The organism is Nocardioides sp. NPDC023903 (assembly GCF_040639295.1).
Lineage (GTDB): Bacteria > Actinomycetota > Actinomycetes > Propionibacteriales > Nocardioidaceae > Nocardioides.
In genome coordinates this window covers 30,250-51,647 of the sequence record NZ_JBEZZS010000029.1, presented here as the reverse complement: position 1 = coordinate 51,647, position 21,398 = coordinate 30,250, and the positions used below count along the sequence as shown (strand labels likewise).

The following is a 21,398-nucleotide window of genomic DNA, read 5'->3' as shown; positions in this document are numbered from 1 at the left end:
TGGTATGCTGGCATGGTGCAGCCACAGAAGCCCGACCGCGACACCCAGGAGGTCATCGACGCCCTGCGCCGATCGGTTGCGATCAGTGGGCTGTCGCAGGCCGCGTTCGCGCGCGCGGTCGGGACGTCGGCGCCGCGGATGTCGACCTATCTGAGGGGCGCCACGAGGCCGTCTGCTTGGTTCTGTGCCCGAGCGAACCGGTTGGCCAAGGCCCTCGCGGACGCCGACGAGCGGCGGCTGATGTCGGCGCCCGAGACCGCTACCGACATCCGTCGTGCTCTGCGGGCGGGGGAGCGGGCCTGGGCATGGCGGATGTTGCTCCAGGGGCGCGATCATCTCCGCCTGATGCTCACCGACACCGCCTACGCCGACCTTGACCTGACGGGTTCTTGGGAGGCTGTCCCCGGACCGACCGGAGACACTGGTTTCGACGCCCTGCTTGCTGCGCTCGCATCGCACGAGTTCGAGGAGGCTGGCCACCTCGCGCCGGAGTGGACGCAGATCGAACCGCTCGACGAGGAGTGGCAGCCTCCCCATCCTTTCCTCAGCCCGGAGCGGGTCGTCGACCGGACCCCGCTCTGGCTCCGACGCCTCCGCATCTACGTTCCCGAGCGTGACCTGGCCACGGCATGAGTATCGACCGGCGACACGAGTTCACCGCGGCCGAGATCCAGGCGTTGCTGTCGGTGCTCGACGAGCGACTGCGGGACCAAGGAGTCGCGGCGTCGGTCTTCGTGGTCGGCGGCGCCGCGATTGCCGCGAGCGGGATCCGGGAGAATCGCGTCACCGTCGATGTCGATGGCATCACCCGCCAGCCGGTGGTGATCGAGGAGGCTCGCGCGCTGGCCGAGGAACGTGGTCTGCCTGCGAACTGGCTCAACTCCAATGCGAATATGTGGATGCCGCCGCTCTCGCCGGAGGTGTTCGAGCCTCCGGCGATGCCGGGGCTTCGAGTCACGTACGCATCTGACGACTTCTTGCTCGCGACGAAGCTCATCGCGCAGCGCGCAAAGGACGCTGATGACATCGTCGCGCTGGCTGTTCGCCTGGGCCTGAGCGAGGCGGAGGAACTCGAGGCGTTGGTACGTCGCTTCTATACCGATGAGGGCGCACTCGAGTTCATCGTGGACGGCAACGACGTGGAACGGGAGATCAGGCTTGGGGCACAGGACGCGTCGCGACTGATCAAGCATCGCGCTGAGCAGATCTGACGGGGCTTCAGGACGTAGGTCCCAGCGTTCCGCGCCCAGTTGGATGCGACAGCGCGTACTTTCGGAGCATGCTCGATGCGTCGGCCACGACAGCGGTCCCCTCGGACGCAAGCCGAGCGCGTGAACCCATCGGCCCGGTCAGATGGGCGACCTTCGCGGTGATCGTCGTCGTCGCCGTCGTACATGCGGCCTACACCCTCACCGCGCAGATGGAGCCGCTGACCGGGGACAGGGGAGCGCAGTACTACCTCGGCAAGCTCACGGCCGAGGGTGCGGTCCCGCTGGTCGACTTCCAGCACGGCTGGAACGCCGGTTCGTGGTGGGTGAACAGCCTGGTCTATCGCCTGGCCGGTGGCGATCCTCTGTGGTGGGAGTTCTTCCTGGGCCGCTTCTTCGGCGTGACGCTGTCTGCCATCCTCGTGGCCGCGATGGGGCTGCGCAGACGCGTACATCCGGCTGCGATCGCCGCGATGGCGCTGGCCGTCCTGACGCTCGCGTCGCCCGCTCAGGTGAAGTACGTCCTCCCTGTCGTCTTCGCGTTCATCCTCCTGCCCGGCGGTCGGCTCGACTCCGGACGCTGGTCGTTGGTCGTGCGGGTGCTGGTGCCGGCGGCACTCTTTTGGCAGCACGTCGAGCTGGCGATCCTGCTGACCGGTGCGGCGGGACTGTACGAGCTCTTCGGGCGGGACGAGGCAGCGGTGCGGGATGGGCTGACCCGATGTGTCGCCCTCGCCGCCGGAATCCTGGTCGGAGTCGTGTCGGAGGTGCTGTTCTACCGGATCGGCTACGGAATGAGCCTCGCCGAGTTCAACCGCCAGGTCGTCTTCGGTCAGGCCCAGCAGTTTCCGAACCACTTCGGCTGGCCCTTCTTCGACGTGCCGTCCGACGGGGAGGGCTACGAGATCGTCGCTGTCTATCCCTTCCTCCTGCTGCTGGTGTTCGTGCCGGTCATCTGGCGTCTGGCGAGCGACCCGACGCGGTTCCTCGCGTTGTGCGCTCTTCTTCTCGCGACCGTCCCCATCCGGCGTCCCGGGCCCGGGCACGCCGAGACCGTGAGTGCTCTGGTGTTCGCGGCTCTGATCTTCGTCCTCTGCGACGCGTACGACCGCAGGGACCAGATCTCGTTGCCGAGCCGGCCGAGGTCCATGTCCGGTTGGCAGACGATGACCGCGATTGTGGGGTTCGCGGCGGGGGCGGCGTGGGTGGATGCAGCTCTTGCGTTCGGATTCGGTGCCCACAGCCTGATCGGTCCGCTGCTCCTCGTGCTCGCGGTCAGCGTCATGATGATCGGCACGAGGCTGCGGGCGAGGCTGGTCGCCGTATCCGCGGGTGCCTGCCTCGTCCTGGGAGTGGTTCCCCTGGCCGCAGCCGTCGAGCACGTCGACGACCTGAGCCGGGACAGTCGTCAGCTCGAGGCCGCCGAGGTCTGGGGAGACGCGATACGACCCGAGATGACACGGTGTTTGAAGGGAGGCCGTACGGCTTTCGTGTTGGGCAACCAGCTGTCGCTGTATGACGCCCTCGATGTCGAGAACCCGACGCCGTTCTACCTGTTCCACTACGACTTCGGTCGCAACGAGAAGCAGCTGACGGCGATGATGGCCAGCGGAGAGGTCCCGGTGGTGCTGCAGACGACTGCGATGGCCCGCGGCGGCTGGGTGGAGACCGCGATCGAGAAGGACTACGAGCCTTGCGCCGAGGTCTTGATCGCGGAAGAACACAAGCGCTTCCGCATCTGGGCGCACCGCTCGCTGGAGCCGTTCGAGAAGCGGGCTGTCACGGTCCAGCCCGACGGCACCAGGACCTCCAGCAGGCTGCCCTAGTCGCCAGGGCGCGTACATCCGAAGACAAGAGCGAACTCTAAGGACACGCGGCCAGAGCATGAGAGCACGGGAGAACCTGACATAGGCTCGCCATCGCCCGCAAGCTCATCCGAAGGTCGTGAATGCTCCGCTCTCCCAGTGAGGACCGCGCCGAGGTACGACTCCAGAAGCGGCTGCTGGCGGCGATGGTGCTGATGGCGTTCTTCGCGCTGAGCCTGAGCAGCTACGTCGCGCTGACCCGGTCGCTCCAGTACCAGACCCGCGACGAGGGGCCGAACGCCGGCTATGCGGTGGAGCTGGCCTCGGGACGGCTGCCGACGATCGACACACCCGTGACGACGGATGCTCGCCGCTATCCCCAGGTCGTCGAGGGCCTGGAGACCATGGCGGACGAGCCGCACCGGCACATCTGGACCGCCAACCACCCTCCGCTCTACTACCTGATGTCGCTGCCGTTCGTGGCCGCGGCCGGGGCGCTCGACGCACCTCAGGTGATGGTCGTCGGGATGCGGCTCATCAATGCGGTCGGCTCCGCGCTGTGCGTGCTGCTGGTGGGCCTGATCGCCTTCGAGGTGACCCGGCGGGCGGCGGTCGCGTTCCTCGCCGCCGGGATCAGCGCCTCGTGTGCCGTGCTGGTGACCGCCGGCGGGCACATCGCCAACGACGGGGTCGCGGTCGCGGCGTCGTCGCTGACCCTGCTGGCCACGATCCGGATCCTGAACCGTGGCCTGTCCCCGAGGCGCCTGGCCCTGGTCGCGCTGGCCGGGACCGCCGCGGCGGGGGCGAAGGCGCCGGGGGTTCTGACCGTCGTCCTGTGCGGCGCGGCCATCGCGGTGTCTCTGCTCCTGAGGGACCGCTCCCGGCGCGGGGTGATCCGGGCCCTGGCTGCCTCGGCCGTGGCCACCGGTGTGCCGGCGCTCGCCACCGGCTGGTTCTACGTCCGCAACATCGTCCTCTACGGCGATCCGACCGCCTCAGATGCGCTGCTGGACATGTTCGACCGAGAGCCGAACGGGACCTGGTGGCAGATCCTGACGGACGGCTCGCTCTGGGTGGACTGGTACGAGCGCCTGTGGGCACCGGTGCTGGCCGAGGGGTACGCGGTGCCGGCCGACGTGCTGGCCGTCGTCGCGGTGATCGGCCTTCTCGTGCTGCTCGTCCGGCGCGGGGCCACCGGGCCGACAGACCTGCCGACCTCACGCGCCGGGTGGCTGCTGCTCACGGTCCACGCGGCGCTCGTCCTGGCGAACCTGGTCGGCTTCGTTGCGGGTGGCGGGAACCCCAACGACCGCTATCTGATGCCGCTCATGCCGCTGCTGGCCACGGCGCTCGCCGTCGGCGTGATGACGCTCGTCGACCTGGTCCCACTCGGCCGGCGCGAGTCTCGGGTCGACCTGGCGGCGGCCGCCATCACGTTCGCGCTGGGCGGCTATGCCCTGCTGATCTTCGGCTGGTTCGTCGACTCGGTGACGTACGTCGGCCGCCTGCCGAACTCCGAGTCGCGGGGCGCGGAGCTCGTGGTCGCCGCGGGCGTGGCGTGTGGTGTGCTCGCCGTCTGCCTCGCGGCCCGACCGGCTAGGACGTACGCCGCCCGAGAATCGCTCCCAGACCAGCCAGCAGCACATCGGCAAGAAGCAGGAGGACCCGCGAGGCGAGCGCGACGGTGAGCGCCTCGGGGACGCCGATGATCGGGCCGAGGGTGAGGGCGAGCAGCGCCTCGCGGATCCCGGCGCCGGCCGGGGCGGGGATGAACGCGATCCCCGCGGCCCACGCCAGGGCCATCCCGCCGGTCGCGGCCGCGATCTCGAGCAGCCCGATCGAGGCGTACGACTGCATCATCACGGCCAGGTGGAGGCCGAAGGCGACCCAGGCGAGCACCGCCCAGCCGATCGCGGTGAAGAGCCCCCGCGCGGTGAGGCGTACGCCGAGGGGTGCCCGGCCGAGCCGGGCGAAGAGCCAGTCGATCATGCCCGGGACGACGCGCGGGTGCAGGCAGACGGCCAGCGGCACCAGCAGGAGCAGCAGCCACCAGTAGCGGTCGAGGCCCTCGGGCGACGACCAGGGGAGCAGGAGCGCGCCGACGCCGATGCCGCTGGCGACGACGACGCCCATGAAGAGGATGTTGGCGCCGAGCATCGTCCGGCGCGCGACGCCCCAGCGCAGTCCGAACTGCATCTGTGCGACCACCGGCCACACCGAGCCAGGCAGGTACTTGCCCAGCTGGGAGACGTAGAAGACCGAGTGGGACTCACGCAGCGACGGCCGGATGCCCATGCCGTGCAGGAGAGCGACCCAGATCTGGCCGATCAGCATGGTGCCGACGATCGCCAGGACCCCGGCGACCGCGACGCGGCCGAGGCTCAGCTCCTGGACCGCGATGGCCAGGTCGTCGCGCTGGCGCCAGACCAGGTAGGCGCCGCCGAGCACGACGACGAGGGCGAGCGCTATCTTCAGCAGCCGTTTCTTCAGGCTGGGCGTAGCCGACGACCCGGCCTCCGTGGCGGAGACCGGGTCGGAGTGGGTCGTTGTCACAGGCTGGTCGTCCACGTCTCGCCGGACTGGGCAGATGACTTGCTCGCGCGGGCCTGGGTGTGCGGCAGGTCGAACTCGGCGACCGAGGTCTGGTCGCGGAGCATCTCGGTGCCGGACTTGCCGAAGCGAGCCTTCTTGGTGTGCTCCAGGTCGTCTTCGATGAGCACCCGGTTGGTGCGGATCAGGTCGGAGATCACGCCGAGCATCGCGGACATGAAGGCCAGGTTGATCAGCACGCCACCGAGCAGCAGCGACTGGATGTGGTTGCCGTTGTCGCCGCTGATCCACAGCACGAGGTAGCGGAAGAACGGGATCGCCCCGAGGACGAAGAAGGAGGCGGTGAGCCAGACGAAGATGGCGTACGGCTTGTACATCATGTAGGAGCGCACGATCGCCGCGCCCGACTTCATGATGTGCTCCGGCATCGACTTGAACAGCCGCGACTCACGCGTCTTGGCGTTGGTCTCGATCGGCACCGAGGCGATCTTCATCCGCTTGTTGCCCGCCTGGATGATCGTCTCCATGCAGTAGGAGAAGCGCGTCACGGTGTTGAGCAGCATCAGCGACTCGCGCGAGTAGGCGCGGAAGCCGCTGGCCGCGTCGGGCAGGTCGGTCTCGGCGGCCATGTTGACCACCTTGGAGCCGACCTTCTGCAGCTTCTTCTTCAGCCCGGAGAAGTGCTCGATCTGGTCGACCTGCCGGTCGCCGATGACGATGTCGGCCTGGCCGTGGATGATCGGCTGGACCAGGTCGGTGATGCGGTCCTGCGGGTACTGGTTGTCGCCGTCGGTGTTGACCACGATGTCGGCGCCCAGCTCGAGCGCGCGGACCACACCGTCGTGGAAGCTCCGGCCGAGACCCTGGTTGCGGGAGTGGTGCACGAACTCGCGCACGCCGTGCTCCTTGGCCACCTCGACCGTCCGGTCGGTGCACCCGTCGTCGACGATCAGGATCACGATCTCGTCGATTCCGGGGATCTGCTTCGGAATCGACTCCAGCACGGACGGCAGCGTCTCCTCCTCGTTGAGGCAGGGGACTTGTACGACAAGCTTCACAGGGACCTCAGGCAAGTAGTGGGACCGAACACGGGATTCGGGCAGATGAGGGGCTTCTGAGCCGCCACATTACCGCGTGGATTCCGCGGCCCCACGCCCCCTCGCTGGTGTCATCCGGCGTATGTGCTAGGGAAACCTGGTGTTCAACACCGGTCTACGCCGTGTCCGCTCGTTCGCCCGTGGGCCGGGCAGCTCGGTGGGCTAGGGACGGGCCGGAGGTCGGGGCAGGTCGTCGCGGAAGCGTGCCGGCCGCCCCTCCTTGCGGGCGCGCGTGGCTTCCTCGAAGTTGTCGGTGAGCAGCCGTAGGTAGAGCTGGCCGATGCCCTCGATCGGCATGTAGCTCTCCATCGAACCGGCTGCGATCCCGGCATGGAGCGACTTCTTGGTCAGCTCGATGCCCGGTTGGGAGAGCTCCGCGATCCGCGTCCCGATCGCGATGGCCTCATCGAGCACCGGGTCGGCCAGACGCGAGACGAGCCCGATGCGGGCGGCCTCCTCAGCACCCAGGTCGCGTCCTGTGAACATCAGATCCGCCGCGTGGCTGGAGCCGACCGCCCGCGGCAGCAGATAGCTGAGCCCGAGCTCGCTCGCGGTGAGGCCGTTGTTGATACCGGCTGCACGGAAGTACGCCGCGGTGGAGGCGATCCGGATGTCGCACGCGAGAGTCAGGCAGAGCCCGCCACCGATGGCCGCACCGTTGACCGCTGCGATGACCGGTTGGTGCAGGCGGCGGATCGTTCCGATCACGTCCTCCAGGAGATCCAAAGACCGTAACGCATAGCCCGGTCGGGCGAGGCCCTCGGTGTGTGGTGGCCGTCCCGCCGACTCCTGGTCCGCGCCGGCGCAGAACGCACGGCCGGCGCCGGTGATCACGATCGCCCGGACGCTGTTGTCGTGGCCGATCTCGACCAGCTGGTCGCGCACCGGCACCATGACGTCGAACGACATGGCGTTCATCCGCTCGGGACGGTCCAGGGTGACGACGGCTACGCCGTCGGCGGGGCGGTCGACAGTGACGTACGACATGGTCAGCTCGCCTTCTCGGCGCAGAGGGCGTGGGAGATCTGCTGGGCACGGCGATAGTCGGCCTTGCCGGTCACGTGTCGTGGCACCTTCTCGACGACGTGCACCGTGCGCGGAACCTTGTAGCCCGAGAGCCGGGTGCGCAGGTGCGCGCGGACGTCCTCGACGTCGAGTGCGACACCTGGCCGGGGCTCGACGAGGGCTGCGACCTGCTGGCCGTAGGTCGGGTCGGGAAGCGCGAAGACGAGGGCGTCGAAGACTCCCGGATGGGACTTGAGAGCGACCTCGACCTCCTCGGGAAAGACCTTCTCGCCGCCGGTGTTGATACAGCCCGACCCGCGCCCGAGCAGGGTCAGCCGATGGCCCTCCTCGATCTGGACATAGTCGCCGGGCACGGCGTACCGGATGCCGTCGATCTCGATGAACGTCCGCGCAGTCTTCTCCGGATCGCCCAGGTAGCCGCTCGGGATGGTGCCCGAGCGTGCCATCAGCCCGATCGCACCGACCTCGCTCGGATCGATGATCCGGTGCTGTTCGTCGACCACGGCGGTTCCCGGGCCGAGGTGCACCAGCGACCCCTTGTCCGCCAGCGTCTCGTGCTCGATCCGTCCGTTGCCGGTCATCCCGGTCTCGGACGAGCCGATGACATCGAGCACCACCGCGTCCGGGAACGTCTTGATCCACCGCTCCTTGACCTCGACGGAGAAGAGCGCGGCCGCGCTGGTCACGGTCGTCAGGGTGCTGCCGTCGTAGGTGCCGCGCTCGAACTCCTCGATCAGCGGACGTGCCATCGCATCCCCGACCAACGAGATCGTGTTGATCCGTTCGGCCTCGAAGGTCCGCCAGATCGTCGGCGGGTCGAACTTGGGAAGAAGTACGTTGGTCTGCCCGGTGATGAACCGCATCAACATCGCCCACTGCCCGCTGGCGTGCATGATCGGCCCGAGCTGGAGTGAGACCAGTGGCGACGGATTCTCGGCCGCGGCCCGTGACGGCGCGAACTCGTCGATCGGCTCCCGGGTCGCGAAGTCGGTGCCGCCTCCCAGCGCCCGCCAGGCGTCCTCCTGCCGCCACACCACGCCTTTGGGGTAACCCGTCGTCCCGCCGGTGTAGATGATGAAGACGTCATCAGCGCTGCGTTCGCCGAACCCTCTCGTCGCGGGTTGGCGATCGAGCGCCGTGCGCCAGTCGATGGACCCGTAGGTGGTGCTCTCGCCGCTGCCGTCGGGTATCGAAACCACATGCCGCACGCGCTCGTGCTTCGGGACGACCCCGGCCAGCACCGGTGCGTAGCGGTCCTCGTGGACAAGGCCGACGATCCCGGAGTTCTCGAAGAGATAGTCGAGCTCCGCCTCGAGGTAGCGGTAGTTGATGTTGATCGGCACCACCCGCGCCTTGAAGCACCCCAGCATCGCGACCACATGCTCGGCCACGTTGCGGGCCATCAGCCCGACATGCTCGCCCGGCTCGATCCCGGCACCGAGCAGGTGATGGGCGAAGCGATTGGCCTCCGCGTCCAGCTCGGCGTACGTGTAGCGCACCTCGCCGGCGATCAACGCCGGTCGCTCCGGGACGACATCGACCACATGCTCGAACAGGTCGGCGATCTGAACAGCCATGAGCGAGACCTTGGTACGTCGGCGGAGCGGTGTCACGCCTGCGGTGTCGCTGGGTGGAACGTGTTCTAGATGCTGCTTCGCCGCCACCTTCGGAACACGGTCGGGATGAACAGGAGGCCAAGAAGAACAAGTACGCCGACTGCGGAGATCACCGCCCCAGCCCGCAGGCCGGGGGCGTCATAACGGAGGGTGACGGTGTGTGCGCCGTCGGGGACCGGTACCGCTGCGAAGGCGTGGTTGCCGCGGACCAGGTCCACCGGGCGGCCGTCGACCGTCGCCGACCAGCCCGGGCGGGCGATCGAGTCGGCGACGACGAGGTAGCCGTCTCCGTCGGCGGTGACCTCGGCCGAGATCGTCTCGGCCTCGTCGCGGCGTACGTCGACCTGGGCGGTCGAGCCGGATGCGGCCGGCGTCGAGTCGTCGTCCAGGAGCACCGTGCCGGGAGCGACGCCCTCGGTCAGTCGTCGCACTCGCGTGGGCCCGTCGGTGACGACCTCGCTGGTGCCGGCCCAGCGGATGCGGGGCAGCGCGCTCGCGCGCTCATAGACGACCGCGCCGGCCGAGGCGTGCACCACCCTGAGGCCGTCGCCCTTCTCCGGACGGACCGCCGTGCAGACCGCGGACCCGTCGGTGCGACCGGCCAGATGGACGGGCCTCCGCTTCCCCTCGAACGAGACCGTGACCGGCACCGGACCGGAGGTGAAGCGCTGGTCGGGGATCGCAACGCGCAGCTTCTCGCCGCGCTTGAGGGGCCGGTTCACGGCGATGGCCCGCTCGGAGGTGACCTTCTCGGCGCCGGCCCCGACGCTCACTCGGACGACCGTCGGCACCTGCGCCCGCGGCTTCAGGCCGTTCGGCACGGTGACCTCGATCCCGCGCAGGTTGCCCTTCGGGACCTGGCACGTCGCCTGCTGGTCGGGCATCACGGTCAGCAGCTGCCGCTGCGCGGTCGGCACGGGCGTCGGCTCGGCGGCCCCGATGACCTCCATCGGCTGGGTCACCCAGTAGCGGACCGAGAGCTGGTCGAGCACCGGCTGACGCCCCGGCGTGGGGACGTTGGCGGGGAAGTCGCTGTAGGTCGGGGACAGCTGGGCATCAGGGCTGACCGCGGCGATCAGCGCCTTCCACTCCGGCGAGGTGAACTCATGGCCCGTCGGCGTACGCAACAGGTAGTGGTCGGCGACGCCCGTGTGCTCCCAGCTCGAGGCGCCGTAGCGCTCCTCTCCCAGGTTCTCCTTCAGGAACTCGTGGGCAGGCGTGACCGGGTAGAACTCGTCACGGTCGGTGAGCGGCAGCACCTCGCGCGCGAACATCGTGCTCTGCGCGAGCACGGCCAGCACGAGCACCAGCGGGCCCAGCAGCCGCAGCCGGCCGCGCAGCAGCAGCGTCGCCGCCACCGCGAGGACCGAGACCACCCCCAGCAGCGCCGGCATCCGCAGCTTCGCGGCGACGTCCGGGATCGGCCGCGGAGCGCCGTCGATGTATGCGTACGCCGCAAACAGGAAGTACGCAGCCACCCCGGCGGCCGCCAGCACCGCGACCAGCGACACCACCAGACGCGGACGCCAGGATCGACCCTCCCCATCGGAGGACCGCGACGCCTCGGCCCGCTGGACGAGGCGCTCCAGTCCGATCCCGGCCAGGACCGCACACAGGAATCCGAAGATCGAGTTCGCCCGCCCGAAGCTGTTGGAGCTGTAGCCGGGCAGCTTCTGGAGCAGCTCGAGCGGCAGCCCGCCGATCCACAGCAGCCAGACGACCGCGGCCAGCACGACCGCGAGCAGGGCGGGCGTCGAGGGGCGGCGGCCGCCGGGGAGCCGGACGACCAGAGCGCACAGGACCAGGATCAGCGCCGCGACGCCGATGAAGGAGATCGACTCGATCGGGTTGTCCTCGCCGAACCAGAGCCCGTCGACGCAGGTGCCGTAGGCGTCGGGGGCGACGGTGGTCAGCACGAGACTGGCGGGCTTGACCTGATTGGGGACCCGTCCGTCGAGCCCGAGAGTGCTCATGTTGAGCGCGAAGGGGAGCACCTGGACAGCGGAGAGCGCGACCCCGAGCCCGACCCCGCCGGCGGCGATGCCGCCCGCGATCAGTGTGCGCCGCGCGTCCCGGAGCGCCAGCGCCCGGACGACCACGTAGATCCCACCCAGGGTCAGCGCGAACATCGTCACCGCGGGGAACCCGCCGAGCAGCATCGCGGCGACGACCAGGCCCACGGCGGCCAGGTCGCGCGCGCCGCGCTCCCGCACCGCACGGTCCAGCGCCCACAGCAGCAGCGGGACCAGGCAGGCGACCTTGGTGTGCGGCCAGTTGGTCCACATCATCATGAACCCGGAGGTGAAGAAGACCAGCCCGGCGACCAGCGCGATGCTGCGCCGCACCCCGAGCCGGCCGAGGAACAGCACCATCCCGGCCAGCACCAGGACCAGCTCGGTGAGCTTCACCCAAGCAGGCGCGAGCCACAGCGGCATCACCCAGTAGGGCCACGAGACCGGGCTCAGCACCGCGTGGTTCGGCAGCGAGGCCAGCGGCGTGCCACCCACCTCGTAGGGCGCCCAGGTCTGCCAGTTGCCGTGGCGCGCGCCCTCGACGATGTTCTCGACGCCGGGCAGGTAGTAGTCCCAGGTGTCGCCGCGGCACCACAGCGTCCCTTGCGGGATCGGGCCGTCGGCGGCGTACGGCATCATCGCGTGCAGCCATCCGGTGTCCAGCAGCATCCCCTGACCCACGAGCGCGGGACCGAAGGTCACCGCGACGAAGAGGGCGAGGAGTGCCAGTACGACGCCCGAGCGCCACCGATCGGATGGGATCACAGCCGGAAATCTATGAGTAGTCGGGAACGGGCGCAGGTAGCGCGCGCGGTAGGTCGCTCAAGTTGTCTTTCGGTCGGCCGCCCGGCGGGTCAGTCGCGCTTCGTCGCGACGGCCACCAGACCGGTGCCGGTGTCGGGCCGTAGCCGCTGCAGGGCCATGAACGGGCTGGTCGCGAGGGCGATGGCGGCCCCCTTGAGCTGGCCGCTGGGCTGGAACGTACGCCCGGTCGCCCGGGTGAGCTCCTCGGGTGTGAGGTCGCCCACCTTCTCCAGCTTCCTGGCGTCGATCCGGTTGCGGACCGCCTCCAGGGCGTAACCGAGCGGCCAGCCGTAGACGGTGACGTCGACCTCGCCCAGACCGGCCTCCTCGAGCCGGTGGGTGAGCTCCTCGGGGCTGTAGCGACGGAAGTGCCCGGCATGCCGGTCCATCGGCCCGAACCGCTCCTGGAAGGCCGGCACCGAGAGCACCAGCTGCCCGCCCGGGCGGATGTGGGTGACCCACTCGGCCAGCGCCCCCTTGTCGTCCTCGATGTGCTCGAGCACCTCGAAGGCGCAGACCATGTCGTACGTCCGCCCCGAGTCCAGCTCGGAAGACATCGCGTTGAGCACCGTGCCGCCCATGCACGTGATCCGCTCGTACGCCACCGCGAACGAGTCCGCGTCGGGCTCGACCCCGAGGTAGTCGGCGCGCATGGCCAGGCGGGCGCCGAAGGCTCCTTGGCCGCAGCCGATCTCCAGCGCCGTCGTCGGAGCCTGCCGGTCGATGATTCGGCTGACGACGTCGTAGCGGAGCCAGGCGCGGGGTGCGAGCGGCGGCAGCGGGCGGTCGGTGGCGTTGAGCGTCATCTGGTTCCTGGGTCGGGTTGGATTCACGTAAGACATTCGAGGATGGGGGAGGCGACGGCCTGCGGGGTGTAGTGCTCCCGGGCCTGCTCGTAGGCGGCCTCGCGCAGGCGCTGGGCCTCGTCCGGGTCGTCGGCGAGCTTGGTCAGGGCCGAGGCGAGCTCCTCCGGGCTGCCGGGGGAGACGAGAAGGGCCGCGCTCTCCAGCATCCGCCGCTGGGGCGCGGTGTCCGAGGTGACGACGACCGCACCGGCGGCGGCGCCCTGGAACGCCTTGTTGGGCACCACCCGTCGTGCCTGCGGGACGGTGCCGAAGATGCCGAGGCTCACGTCGAACCCGGCGACGAAGTCGGGCAGCTCCTCGGCGTCGACCCAGTCGACCCAGGAGACGCGAGGGTTGCTGGCGGCGAGGTGCCGGGCCTCCTCGTACTGCTGACCCTGGCCCACCATCGTCACCTCGATCCGCTCGTCGTCGGCGAGGATGTCGAGGGCGTCGGCGATCACCGGTGCGCCGTGGGTGGGGGAGAAGAGGCCGACGAAGACGGCCTTCAGCGGTTCCTCGGTCGGCCGCTCGAGCGCCCTGGCGCCCGCGTCGAACCACTCCTTGGTGGCACCCACCGGGCACACGACCGAGTGCCGGCGTACGTCCTCGGGCAGTCCCTCCTGCTGCTCGACCGTGTCCACGATGACCACGTCGGCCTGCTTCAGTGCCATCGCGTCGATCGCCTTCATCAGGCGCAGCTTCAACCCGCCCGAGCCGGCCAGTCGCCGGTTGGTGGCGACCCCGGCCGCCGAGACCATGTGGTCGAGCAGGATGGTCGAACGGGGGTGGAGGAGACGGGCCAGGTGCACGTCGAAGTGGCCCAGATAGCCGACCAGGACGGCGTCGGGACGCCCGTGCCGACGGCGACGGAGCGACTCGGCAACCAGCCCGCTCCAGCAGGTCAGCAGGCGCAGCACGAGCAGCGGCAGCCGCCACGGTTGTCGCAGGATCGCCACCCTCGCCGCGGTGTCCAGGCCGAGCGGCCGGTTGACCTCGGTGACCTCCGCGCCACAGGCGCGTAAGCCCTCGATGAGTACCGCGACCCGCGGATGGGAGGCCACGTCGTAGGTGCCGAAGGCGACGATGTGCATCACCTCAACGTTAGGGTCGAGGTCAAGGAAAGTTCGAGCAGCACACCCCGCATCTGAGATGTCGGCACCCGAAAAGTGCTGCCAAGGAGGACCCGTGGGCCGAGGTTGGACGAAGGCGGTGCCGCTCAAGGCGGTGGTCGTCGCGATCGTCGTCCTGGTGGCGGCGTACGCGGTCCACCGCAACTGGGACGCGCTCGTGCGGGGCTTCGAGGAACTGCCGCTGTGGGTGCTCGGTGTCGCCTTCGCGCTGACCCTGCTCGCCCAGTGCGTCGCGCTGCTGATGTGGCGGGTGGTGCTGGCCGATCTCGGCTCGCCGCTGCCGCTGGTGCCCGCGGCCAGGATCTTCTACGTCAGCCAGCTGGGGAAGTACCTGCCCGGCTCGGTGTGGACGATCGTCGGGCAGATGGAGCTCGCCCGCGCCGAGCGGGTGCCGCGGCGTACGTCCCTGACCCAGGGCGTCCTCGTGCTGGCGATCGCCGTCGGCGCCGGGGTGATGGTGTCGGTGCTGCTGATGCCGTTCCTCGGCCAGGAGACGTTCGCGCGTTACTGGTGGGCGATCCTGCTGCTGCCGCTGATCCTGGTGGCGCTGCATCCGCCGGTCTTCGCGAAGGTCGTCGACACCGGGCTGCGGCTGCTGCGACGCGGGCCGCTCGAGGTGCTGCCGACGTGGCGGGGCATCGGCACGGCGCTCGCGCTGCAGGGCGTGGTCTGGCTCCTGCTCGGCCTCCAGATATGGGTGGTCGTGGTCGGCCTGGGTGGCGATCCGCTGCCCTCGTTGCTGGCCAGCGTCGGCGGCTATGCACTCGGGTTCAGCCTGGGCATGGCCGCGATCGGGCTCCCGGCCGGCGCCGGGCTGCGCGAGGCGGTCCTGGTCGTCGCCCTCTCCGGCGTTCTCTCGCCCGGGCTGGCTCTCCTGGTCGCCCTGCTGGTCCGCGGGATCGCCGTCCTGGTCGATGTCGTCGTCGCCCTGGTCGCCGCCTTCCTGACCCGTCGCGCCGGCGACCTTCCTGTCCCAGACCAGTCACCTGCCCCGTCACCAGCCAACGAACCACTCGGGAGACCCCTGTGCCCACCGCACGGCCCACCGCACCACAGCTCTGGACCGCCGGCCTGATCGCCAACCTCATCACCTGTGCCGGCGTGTGTGCCGGCTACGCCCTCTCCTCGCCGCTCTACGGCACCAAGGACGAGGTCGCCCACGTCGACCACGCCTACCAGCTCTGGCACGGCACCCTGATCAGCATCGGCGACCCGATGCGGATGCCGCAGATCTGGGGCTACACGCTGCCCTTCGACTGGACCGGCCAGCATCCACCGCTCTTCTACCTGCTGCTGGCACCCGTGGTCGGACCGCTCACCGACGCCGGCCACCTGCTCGCGGCCGGGATGGCCGCGCGCGGCATCGCCCTCGTGATCACCTGTCTGGTCGTGGCCGCGGTGATGTGGACGACGCGCCAGATCGTCCCGAGCCGCCCCGAGGTGTCGGTCGCAGCCGGTCTCGTCACCGCGCTCAGCCCGGCCCTGACCCGGCTCGGCGGCGTCGTCTTCAACGACAACCTGTTCGTCCTGTGGGCCACCCTCCTGGTCGGCCAGACCGTCTGGCTGCTCCGCAACGGGCCCCGGACCCGCGGGCTGGTGCTCTTCGGTCTGTACGCCGCGGCCGCCCTCGGCACCCGGCTCCCCGGCGTCGTCTTCATCGGCCTGTGCGCGACGACCCTCGGCCTGGTCTGGCTGTTCGGCCCGCGCCGCGACTGGGCGGGCATCCTGCGCCTGGGCGTCGCGGTGCTCCTCGCCGTCGCCGTCAACGCGTGGTTCTACCTCCGCAACTTCCGCGCCACCGGCAACTGGTCCGGCATGCAGACCGACCTCGTCGGCAAGCCCGGCAGCCCCCTCCAGGAACGGGAGGTACGCCCCGTGCTCGACGTCGCCACCGACCCTGACATCTGGCGCCAGCTCCTGATCCCGCCGGCTCTCCAGCAGCACGTCACCATCGGCGCCGTGCTCACCCTCGCCCCGCTCGTGATCGGCCTGGTGGTTGGCCTCCGCGCCTTCTCCCGGTCGCGGCGGGAGCCCGTCCGGGTGGCGACGGCGCTGCTGCTGCTCGCCCTGACCGCGGTCATCGTCGGGATCCAGCTCAACTACGTGGCCGGTGGCGGGGGAGCGTACTGGCGCTATCTCATCCCGCTCACCGTCGTGACCAGCCTGCTCACCGCGCTCGGGCTCGCCGCCACCCCGCGAATGTCGGGGCCGGCGGTCGCGGTCTGGGCCGCGGCGGCGTTCGTGGTCTTCGCCGCCCACATCGCCCCGCCGAACCCCGCCGGCGGCAACCTGGCCACCGCGCCGGTCTTCCAGTCGGCGGCGTGGGTTGCGGCGGGCATCGCCGGTGTCGCGTGCGTGGCGGGTGTGGTGACCGTCCTTTTGGTCGCCGTCGTCCGGTCCCGGTAGGATCTCATCTGATCTGTCGTGCCCTCATCCGGAAGTGAAACATGACTGCCCTGGACCCGAGAGCGCCGCTCGTGCTCGATACACGCGAGCTCGGCCGCCGCCCGGGGTCCGAGCGTCACGTGGAGCTGACGGTGCCGGCGCCGGCGGATCTTGGTATTGAAGTCCTCTCTGTCCCTGAGGGTTCGCCGGTCGAGTTCGACCTGCGGCTCGAGGCGGTCATGGAGGGTGTGCTGGTCACGGGGACGGCTTTTGCTGTCCTCGAGGGCGAGTGCGTGCGGTGCCTGGAGCCGATCGAGGATGAAGCCGAGGTCGACATCCAGGAGCTGTACGTCTACAACGACTCTCGTGACGGCCAGGCCCCTGACGAGGACGACGAGACCAGCCGGACCGAGGGCGACCTGATCGACCTCGAGCCGGTGCTCAGGGATTCGGTGGTGCTCGCACTGCCGTTCCAGCCGATGTGCCAGGACGACTGTCCGGGACTGTGCCCCGAGTGTGGGGCGCGGCTCGCGGACGATCCCGGGCACAACCACGGCGACAAGGTCGACCCGCGCTGGGCGGGGCTGGCTTCGCTGAAAGATGAGCCCAGCAACTAGAGTTCGCCAGTAACTAGGCTTCAGTAGCCGATCGAGATCCGACCGGCCGAATAAGAGGAGAAAACAGTGGCTGTCCCGAAGCGGAAGATGTCGCGCAGCAACACCCGCCACCGCCGCTCGGCCTGGAAGGCCGTTGCGCCGACCCTGGTGACGTGCGCGAACCCCGCCTGCGGCGCCAAGCACATCCCGCACCGTGCGTGCGGCGAGTGCGGCCAGTACGGCGCTCGCGCCGAGCGTCGCCAGGTCCTCTGATCTGACACGCGGTTAGTCTCCTGACCAACTACGCCGAGCTTCGCAAAGCGCTCGGGGATCCGATCCTGGACCCCGAGCTGCTTGAGCGTTCGCTGACCCATCGGTCCTACGCCTACGAGAACGGTGGCCTGCCCACCAACGAGCGCCTGGAGTTCCTGGGCGACTCGGTGCTCGGCGTCGTTGTCACCGAGACCCTCTACCGCATCCACCCCGACCTGCCCGAGGGCAAGCTGGCCAAGCTGCGGGCGGCAGTTGTGAACGCCCGCGCCTTGGCCGAGGTCGGTCAGGCCATCGGCCTCGGCCAGCACATCAAGCTGGGCCGCGGCGAGGAGGCCACCGGTGGACGCGAGAAGGCGTCGATCGTCTCCGACACCGTGGAAGCGGTGATCGGAGCGGTCCACCTCTCCGGTGGCATCGAGGTCTCCACGGTCCTCGTCCATCGACTCTTCGACCCCCTCATCGAGGCGGCCTCCGACCTCGGTGCCGGGCTCGACTGGAAGACCTCCCTGCAGGAGCTCGCCGCCGAGCGTGCCCTCGGTGTGCCTGAGTACGTCATCACCGACGAGGGCCCCGACCACATGAAGACCTTCACCGCGAAGGTCCGGGTCGGCGAGCAGCTCTACGGCAACGGCGTCGGCCGCTCCAAGAAGGAGGCCGAGCAGGCCGCCGCGGAGACGGCCTACGGCGAGATCCAAGCCGCCGCCTCTTCTTCCGCCTGAGACGGACTGTCCTTGCCTGAGCTCCCCGAGGTCGAGGTCGTACGCGCCGGCCTCGAGCGCCACGTACTCGGCGCGAGGATCGTCGCGGTCGAGGTCCTGCACCCAAGGCCCGTACGCCGCCACCTCGCCGGTGCCTCGGCCTTCGCCGAGGAGCTGAGGGGCCGCGTTCTCACCGGCGCCCGCCGCCGTGGCAAGTACCTGTGGCTGCCGCTCGACTCCGGTGACGCCCTCATGGCCCACCTGGGCATGAGCGGCCAGATGCTCGTCCAGCCGCCGGAGTCGCCCGACGAGCGGCACCTTCGCGTCCGGATTCGCCTCGACGGCGCCGCGGAGGGCCGCGAGCTCCGCTTCGTCGACCAGCGCATGTTCGGGGGCCTGTCGATCAGCCCCGGGGGAGCCGAGCTCCCGCCCGAGATCGTCCACATCGCCCCCGACCCGCTCGAGGCCGCCTTCGATGCGGAGGCGGTCGTGGCCCGCGTACGCCGCTCCTCCAGCGGCATCAAGCGCATCCTGCTCAACCAGAGCGTGATCAGCGGCGTCGGCAACATCTACGCCGACGAGGCGCTCTGGCGCGCGAAGCTGCACGGCGAACGGCCGGGGGACCGGCTGACCGGCCCGAAGGTGCGCGAGCTGCTCGGCCACGTACGCGACGTGATGACCGAGGCGCTGGCCCAGGGCGGCACCTCCTTCGACGCGCTCTACGTCAACGTGAACGGCGAGTCGGGCTACTTCGAGCGGTCGCTCGCTGCGTACGGACGTGAGGGCGAGCCCTGCGACCGGTGCGGTGCGCCGATGCGCCGCACCGCCTTCATGAACCGCTCCTCCTACTTCTGCCCCACCTGCCAGCCGGCACCTCGAGTCCGCCGAATCCAGGGGTAAATAGCCCATCTGGGCTATTGCCCACAGCCCCTTCGGATCCTCCGAATGTTGCGGCCATATGACAGTTCCGACCATCCTCAGCGTTGGTTAAGGAAACCGGATTCCCGTGGGTTAATCTCTGGTCCGTTCGTCTTGATTTCAGAGACGACGCACCGCCTTGTTCGGGCTGGCGGTTTTGCCGGGTGGCGACGTGGTCATCCGGATCTCGGGGAAGACAAACCACGGCCCACCCATACCGGCACAGGCGTGCACCACACGCCCCGCCATCGGTTGGTCAACAGCTCGACAAGGACAACAGGTGGCTCCCCACAAGCTCCCGGAAGGACGCCCGACTGTGAGAGTTGCTCGGGCGTGACGGGCTGGAGGAAGCTGAGCGAAGCCGGAGTCCGTCGGGTGAGGGACCTGGCAGGTTTCAGGCCGACGCTCAGTGTCGTCGTACCGGTCTACAACGTGGCGGAGTACGTCGAGAAGAGCCTGCGCAGCATCCTGGACCAGCCGCGGAGCGAGATCTCGAAGCTCGAGGTGATCGTCGTCGACGACGGCTCGACCGACGGGTCAGCGCAGATCCTGCGGCGCCTCGCCGCGGAGGAGTCCTGCGTCACCGTCATCACCCAGCCGAACTCGGGGGTGTCCCGAGCGCGTCACACCGGGATCGACGCGGCAACCGGTGAGCTGCTGACGTTCGTCGATCCCGACGACACCCTTCCGCGCGATGCGTGGTCGGCGATGGTGCGGTCGCTGCGGCGTACGGGCTCGGACTTCGCGGTCGGTGCGGCAGAGCGGGTTGCGGTCGATGACGGGGTGGAACGCAGGTTCATGACGCCGCTGATGCGTCGCAACCACGCGGAGGAACGGCTCAGGTGCCGGATCGAGGACGCGCCGCTGATGCTCGCCGACATCTTCGTGTGGAACAAGATCTTCCGGCGGTCGTTCTGGACGGAGAACGCGATCGCCTTCCCCGAGCGCACTCGATACCAGGACCAGGTCGCGCTCACCCAGGTGTTCCTCGCCGCCGACTCCTTCGACGTCATGACGGAGATCGTCTACGACTGGCAGGTCCGCTCCGATCGGTCCTCGGCGACGCAGAAGCGTGCGCAGATCGCGAACCTCATCGAGCGGATCGACACCAAGCGCCAGACCATCGACCTCGTTCGCGCGGCCGGCTCGGCGAAGCTCATGGAGACCCTGCTCGTCGAGGTCCTGCCGATCGACATGTGGGAGCACTTCCGCGCGGCGGTCCACCCCGACACCGAGGACCCGAGCCGCTACTGGAAGCTGCTGCGCGGCGCCGTCCTGGAGTTCTGGTACGACGCCGGGGTGCCGTTCGAGAACACGGCGGTCCCACGTGCTCAGCGGCTGATGGCGTGGCTGGTCGCCCAGGACCGGGCCGAGGACCTCACGGCGCTGATCGCGATGATCGACAGGTACGGCGCCCGGGCGGCCTTTAGGCAGCATCCGTGGCGCAACGATCCGGCGCTGCCGCCTGATCTGGGCAACATCGAGGAAGTCGGTGGGAGTGCCCTGCTGACGCGGCAACCAATGCGTGGATAGGCTCGCCCCGTGCGAGAACGTTTCCGGTTGACCCCAGGCGGTCGTTACCCCCACGAGCCTTGGTTCCACATCGGTTCATTGGGGGTGACCACGACGTGGCTCGTGGTCTTCACGAGCATCGTCGGGCTGATCCTCTTCGCCGTGATGGGCAGCCAGGGTGTGCTGGCCGGCTTGGCCCTGATCCAGCCCAACCTCGCCGAGCTCAAGCTGTGGACGCTGGTCACCTGGCCGTTCGCCTACCCGCAGTTCAGCATCTTCGACGTCCTGGCGATCTTCTTCTTCTGGTACTTCGGCTCCGACCTCGAGCGCAACGAGCTCGGCAAGGTCCGGTTCGCCTGGCTGCTGGTGGCGTTCACCGCAGTGCTCTCGTTCCTGACCGTCGTCTTCGGCGCAGTGCTGGACCCGAACTACCTCCTCGCCGGCCTCGGGATGCTGGAGATGATGGTGGTGCTGCTGTGGATCGCGCAGTGGCCCGACCGGATGTTCATGTTCAACATCCCGGCCTGGCTCTTCGGTGTGATCCTGGTCGGCATCCAGCTGATCCAGTACCTCGGCTACCGCAGCTGGGTGATGCTGCTCGTCTTCGTCGTCGGCCTCGCCGTCAACGCCTTCGTGGCGCGCCAGTTCGGGCTCCTCGACCGGTTCCCCTGGATCCCGCAGGTGGCTGGCAGTCCAGGCCAGCCGAAGCCGGCCAAGCCCGCCAAGGCCAAGAAGCGCAAGTCGGGCCCGACCGTGGTGACCGGCCCCTGGGAGTCCTCGACCGTCTCCAAGGACGACCAGCGGATGGACGAGCTCCTCGAGAAGATCCACGCCGAGGGCGCAGACTCGCTGACCAGCAAGGAGAAGAAGGAGCTCATGCAGCTGCGTGAGCGCCGCCGCCGCGGCTGAGGGACCAGGCGTCT

19 protein-coding genes are annotated in these 21,398 nt (G+C 69.3%); 12 read left to right on the top strand and 7 right to left on the bottom strand.

Annotated features, from left to right (window positions below):
- Positions 1-12 precede the first annotated feature (12 nt).
- The 4 genes from AB0F44_RS23550 to AB0F44_RS23535 all read left to right on the top strand — a co-directional run bounded on the left by AB0F44_RS23550 (position 13) and on the right by AB0F44_RS23535 (position 4,701).
- Positions 13-633, top strand: a complete 621-nt coding sequence (locus AB0F44_RS23550) for a helix-turn-helix transcriptional regulator (RefSeq protein ID WP_357359094.1) — start codon at positions 13-15, stop codon at positions 631-633.
- Positions 630-1,211: a hypothetical protein gene (locus tag AB0F44_RS23545; protein ID WP_357359093.1), complete on the top strand. Its 582-nt coding sequence runs from the start codon at positions 630-632 to the stop codon at positions 1,209-1,211. The genes AB0F44_RS23550 and AB0F44_RS23545 overlap by 4 nt, the downstream gene beginning before the upstream one ends.
- Before the next feature lie 68 nt (positions 1,212-1,279).
- The gene (locus tag AB0F44_RS23540; RefSeq protein ID WP_357359092.1) at positions 1,280-3,034 is read left to right on the top strand and encodes a hypothetical protein; all 1,755 of its coding nucleotides are present in this window, start codon (positions 1,280-1,282) and stop codon (positions 3,032-3,034) included.
- 122 nt (positions 3,035-3,156) lie between these two features.
- Entirely contained in the window at positions 3,157-4,701 is a 1,545-nt protein-coding gene (locus AB0F44_RS23535) for a phospholipid carrier-dependent glycosyltransferase (protein WP_357359091.1), read from the top strand.
- Here the strand turns inward: AB0F44_RS23535 and AB0F44_RS23530 are convergent.
- From AB0F44_RS23530 to AB0F44_RS23500, 7 genes are all read right to left on the bottom strand, one after another.
- Positions 4,610-5,566 carry a hypothetical protein gene (locus AB0F44_RS23530; RefSeq protein ID WP_357359090.1) on the bottom strand — a complete coding sequence of 319 codons (957 nt, stop codon included), beginning with the start codon at positions 5,564-5,566 and terminating at the stop codon, positions 4,610-4,612. The genes AB0F44_RS23535 and AB0F44_RS23530 overlap by 92 nt on opposite strands.
- The gene (locus tag AB0F44_RS23525) at positions 5,563-6,621 is read right to left on the bottom strand and encodes a glycosyltransferase family 2 protein (RefSeq protein ID WP_357359089.1); all 1,059 of its coding nucleotides are present in this window, start codon (positions 6,619-6,621) and stop codon (positions 5,563-5,565) included. Before AB0F44_RS23525 ends, AB0F44_RS23530 begins: the two co-directional genes overlap by 4 nt.
- A gap of 201 nt (positions 6,622-6,822) precedes the next feature.
- A complete protein-coding gene (locus tag AB0F44_RS23520; RefSeq protein ID WP_357359088.1) occupies positions 6,823-7,647 on the bottom strand; it encodes an enoyl-CoA hydratase in 825 nt (274 codons plus the stop codon).
- 2 nt (positions 7,648-7,649) lie between these two features.
- The gene (locus AB0F44_RS23515; protein WP_357359087.1) at positions 7,650-9,263 is read right to left on the bottom strand and encodes an acyl-CoA synthetase; all 1,614 of its coding nucleotides are present in this window, start codon (positions 9,261-9,263) and stop codon (positions 7,650-7,652) included.
- 65 nt (positions 9,264-9,328) lie between these two features.
- Positions 9,329-12,079: a YfhO family protein gene (locus tag AB0F44_RS23510; RefSeq protein ID WP_357359086.1), complete on the bottom strand. Its 2,751-nt coding sequence runs from the start codon at positions 12,077-12,079 to the stop codon at positions 9,329-9,331.
- An 89-nt stretch (positions 12,080-12,168) separates the two neighbouring features.
- Entirely contained in the window at positions 12,169-12,924 is a 756-nt protein-coding gene (locus AB0F44_RS23505; RefSeq protein WP_357359085.1) for a class I SAM-dependent methyltransferase, read from the bottom strand.
- 23 nt (positions 12,925-12,947) lie between these two features.
- Positions 12,948-14,054, bottom strand: a complete 1,107-nt coding sequence (locus AB0F44_RS23500; protein ID WP_357359084.1) for a glycosyltransferase — start codon at positions 14,052-14,054, stop codon at positions 12,948-12,950.
- A gap of 94 nt (positions 14,055-14,148) precedes the next feature.
- Here AB0F44_RS23500 and AB0F44_RS23495 point away from each other — a divergent pair, with 94 nt between their 5' ends.
- The 8 genes from AB0F44_RS23495 (at position 14,149) to AB0F44_RS23460 (ending at position 21,384) form a co-directional block, all read left to right on the top strand.
- Entirely contained in the window at positions 14,149-15,168 is a 1,020-nt protein-coding gene (locus AB0F44_RS23495; protein WP_357359083.1) for a lysylphosphatidylglycerol synthase transmembrane domain-containing protein, read from the top strand.
- Positions 15,120-16,499, top strand: coding sequence for a hypothetical protein (locus tag AB0F44_RS23490; protein ID WP_357359082.1), 1,380 nt, complete (start codon positions 15,120-15,122; stop codon positions 16,497-16,499). Before AB0F44_RS23495 ends, AB0F44_RS23490 begins: the two co-directional genes overlap by 49 nt.
- A gap of 41 nt (positions 16,500-16,540) precedes the next feature.
- On the top strand, positions 16,541-17,095 hold the full coding sequence (locus AB0F44_RS23485; RefSeq protein ID WP_357359081.1) for a YceD family protein: 555 nt from the start codon (positions 16,541-16,543) through the stop codon (positions 17,093-17,095).
- A 66-nt stretch (positions 17,096-17,161) separates the two neighbouring features.
- The gene (rpmF, locus tag AB0F44_RS23480; protein ID WP_008358292.1) at positions 17,162-17,347 is read left to right on the top strand and encodes a 50S ribosomal protein L32; all 186 of its coding nucleotides are present in this window, start codon (positions 17,162-17,164) and stop codon (positions 17,345-17,347) included.
- A gap of 20 nt (positions 17,348-17,367) precedes the next feature.
- Positions 17,368-18,066, top strand: coding sequence for a ribonuclease III (rnc, locus tag AB0F44_RS23475; RefSeq protein ID WP_355020137.1), 699 nt, complete (start codon positions 17,368-17,370; stop codon positions 18,064-18,066).
- 12 nt (positions 18,067-18,078) lie between these two features.
- Complete coding sequence (gene mutM, locus AB0F44_RS23470; protein WP_357359080.1) at positions 18,079-18,945, top strand: bifunctional DNA-formamidopyrimidine glycosylase/DNA-(apurinic or apyrimidinic site) lyase; 867 nt, start codon at positions 18,079-18,081, stop codon at positions 18,943-18,945.
- A gap of 393 nt (positions 18,946-19,338) precedes the next feature.
- Positions 19,339-20,496: a glycosyltransferase family 2 protein gene (locus tag AB0F44_RS23465; RefSeq protein ID WP_357359079.1), complete on the top strand. Its 1,158-nt coding sequence runs from the start codon at positions 19,339-19,341 to the stop codon at positions 20,494-20,496.
- Between the two features lie 84 nt (positions 20,497-20,580).
- The gene (locus AB0F44_RS23460; RefSeq protein WP_350661842.1) at positions 20,581-21,384 is read left to right on the top strand and encodes a DUF6576 domain-containing protein; all 804 of its coding nucleotides are present in this window, start codon (positions 20,581-20,583) and stop codon (positions 21,382-21,384) included.
- Positions 21,385-21,398: the final 14 nt, after the last annotated feature.

Coding starts and splice junctions, on each gene's coding strand:
- AB0F44_RS23550 (WP_357359094.1), top strand. CDS start 13: ATGGTGCAGCCACAGAAGCCCGACCGCGACACCCAGGAGGTCATCGAC.
- AB0F44_RS23545 (WP_357359093.1), top strand. CDS start 630: ATGAGTATCGACCGGCGACACGAGTTCACCGCGGCCGAGATCCAGGCG.
- AB0F44_RS23540 (WP_357359092.1), top strand. CDS start 1,280: ATGCTCGATGCGTCGGCCACGACAGCGGTCCCCTCGGACGCAAGCCGA.
- AB0F44_RS23535 (WP_357359091.1), top strand. CDS start 3,157: ATGCTCCGCTCTCCCAGTGAGGACCGCGCCGAGGTACGACTCCAGAAG.
- AB0F44_RS23520 (WP_357359088.1), bottom strand. CDS start 7,647: ATGTCGTACGTCACTGTCGACCGCCCCGCCGACGGCGTAGCCGTCGTC.
- AB0F44_RS23515 (WP_357359087.1), bottom strand. CDS start 9,263: ATGGCTGTTCAGATCGCCGACCTGTTCGAGCATGTGGTCGATGTCGTC.
- AB0F44_RS23505 (WP_357359085.1), bottom strand. CDS start 12,924: ATGACGCTCAACGCCACCGACCGCCCGCTGCCGCCGCTCGCACCCCGC.
- AB0F44_RS23500 (WP_357359084.1), bottom strand. CDS start 14,054: ATGCACATCGTCGCCTTCGGCACCTACGACGTGGCCTCCCATCCGCGG.
- AB0F44_RS23485 (WP_357359081.1), top strand. CDS start 16,541: ATGACTGCCCTGGACCCGAGAGCGCCGCTCGTGCTCGATACACGCGAG.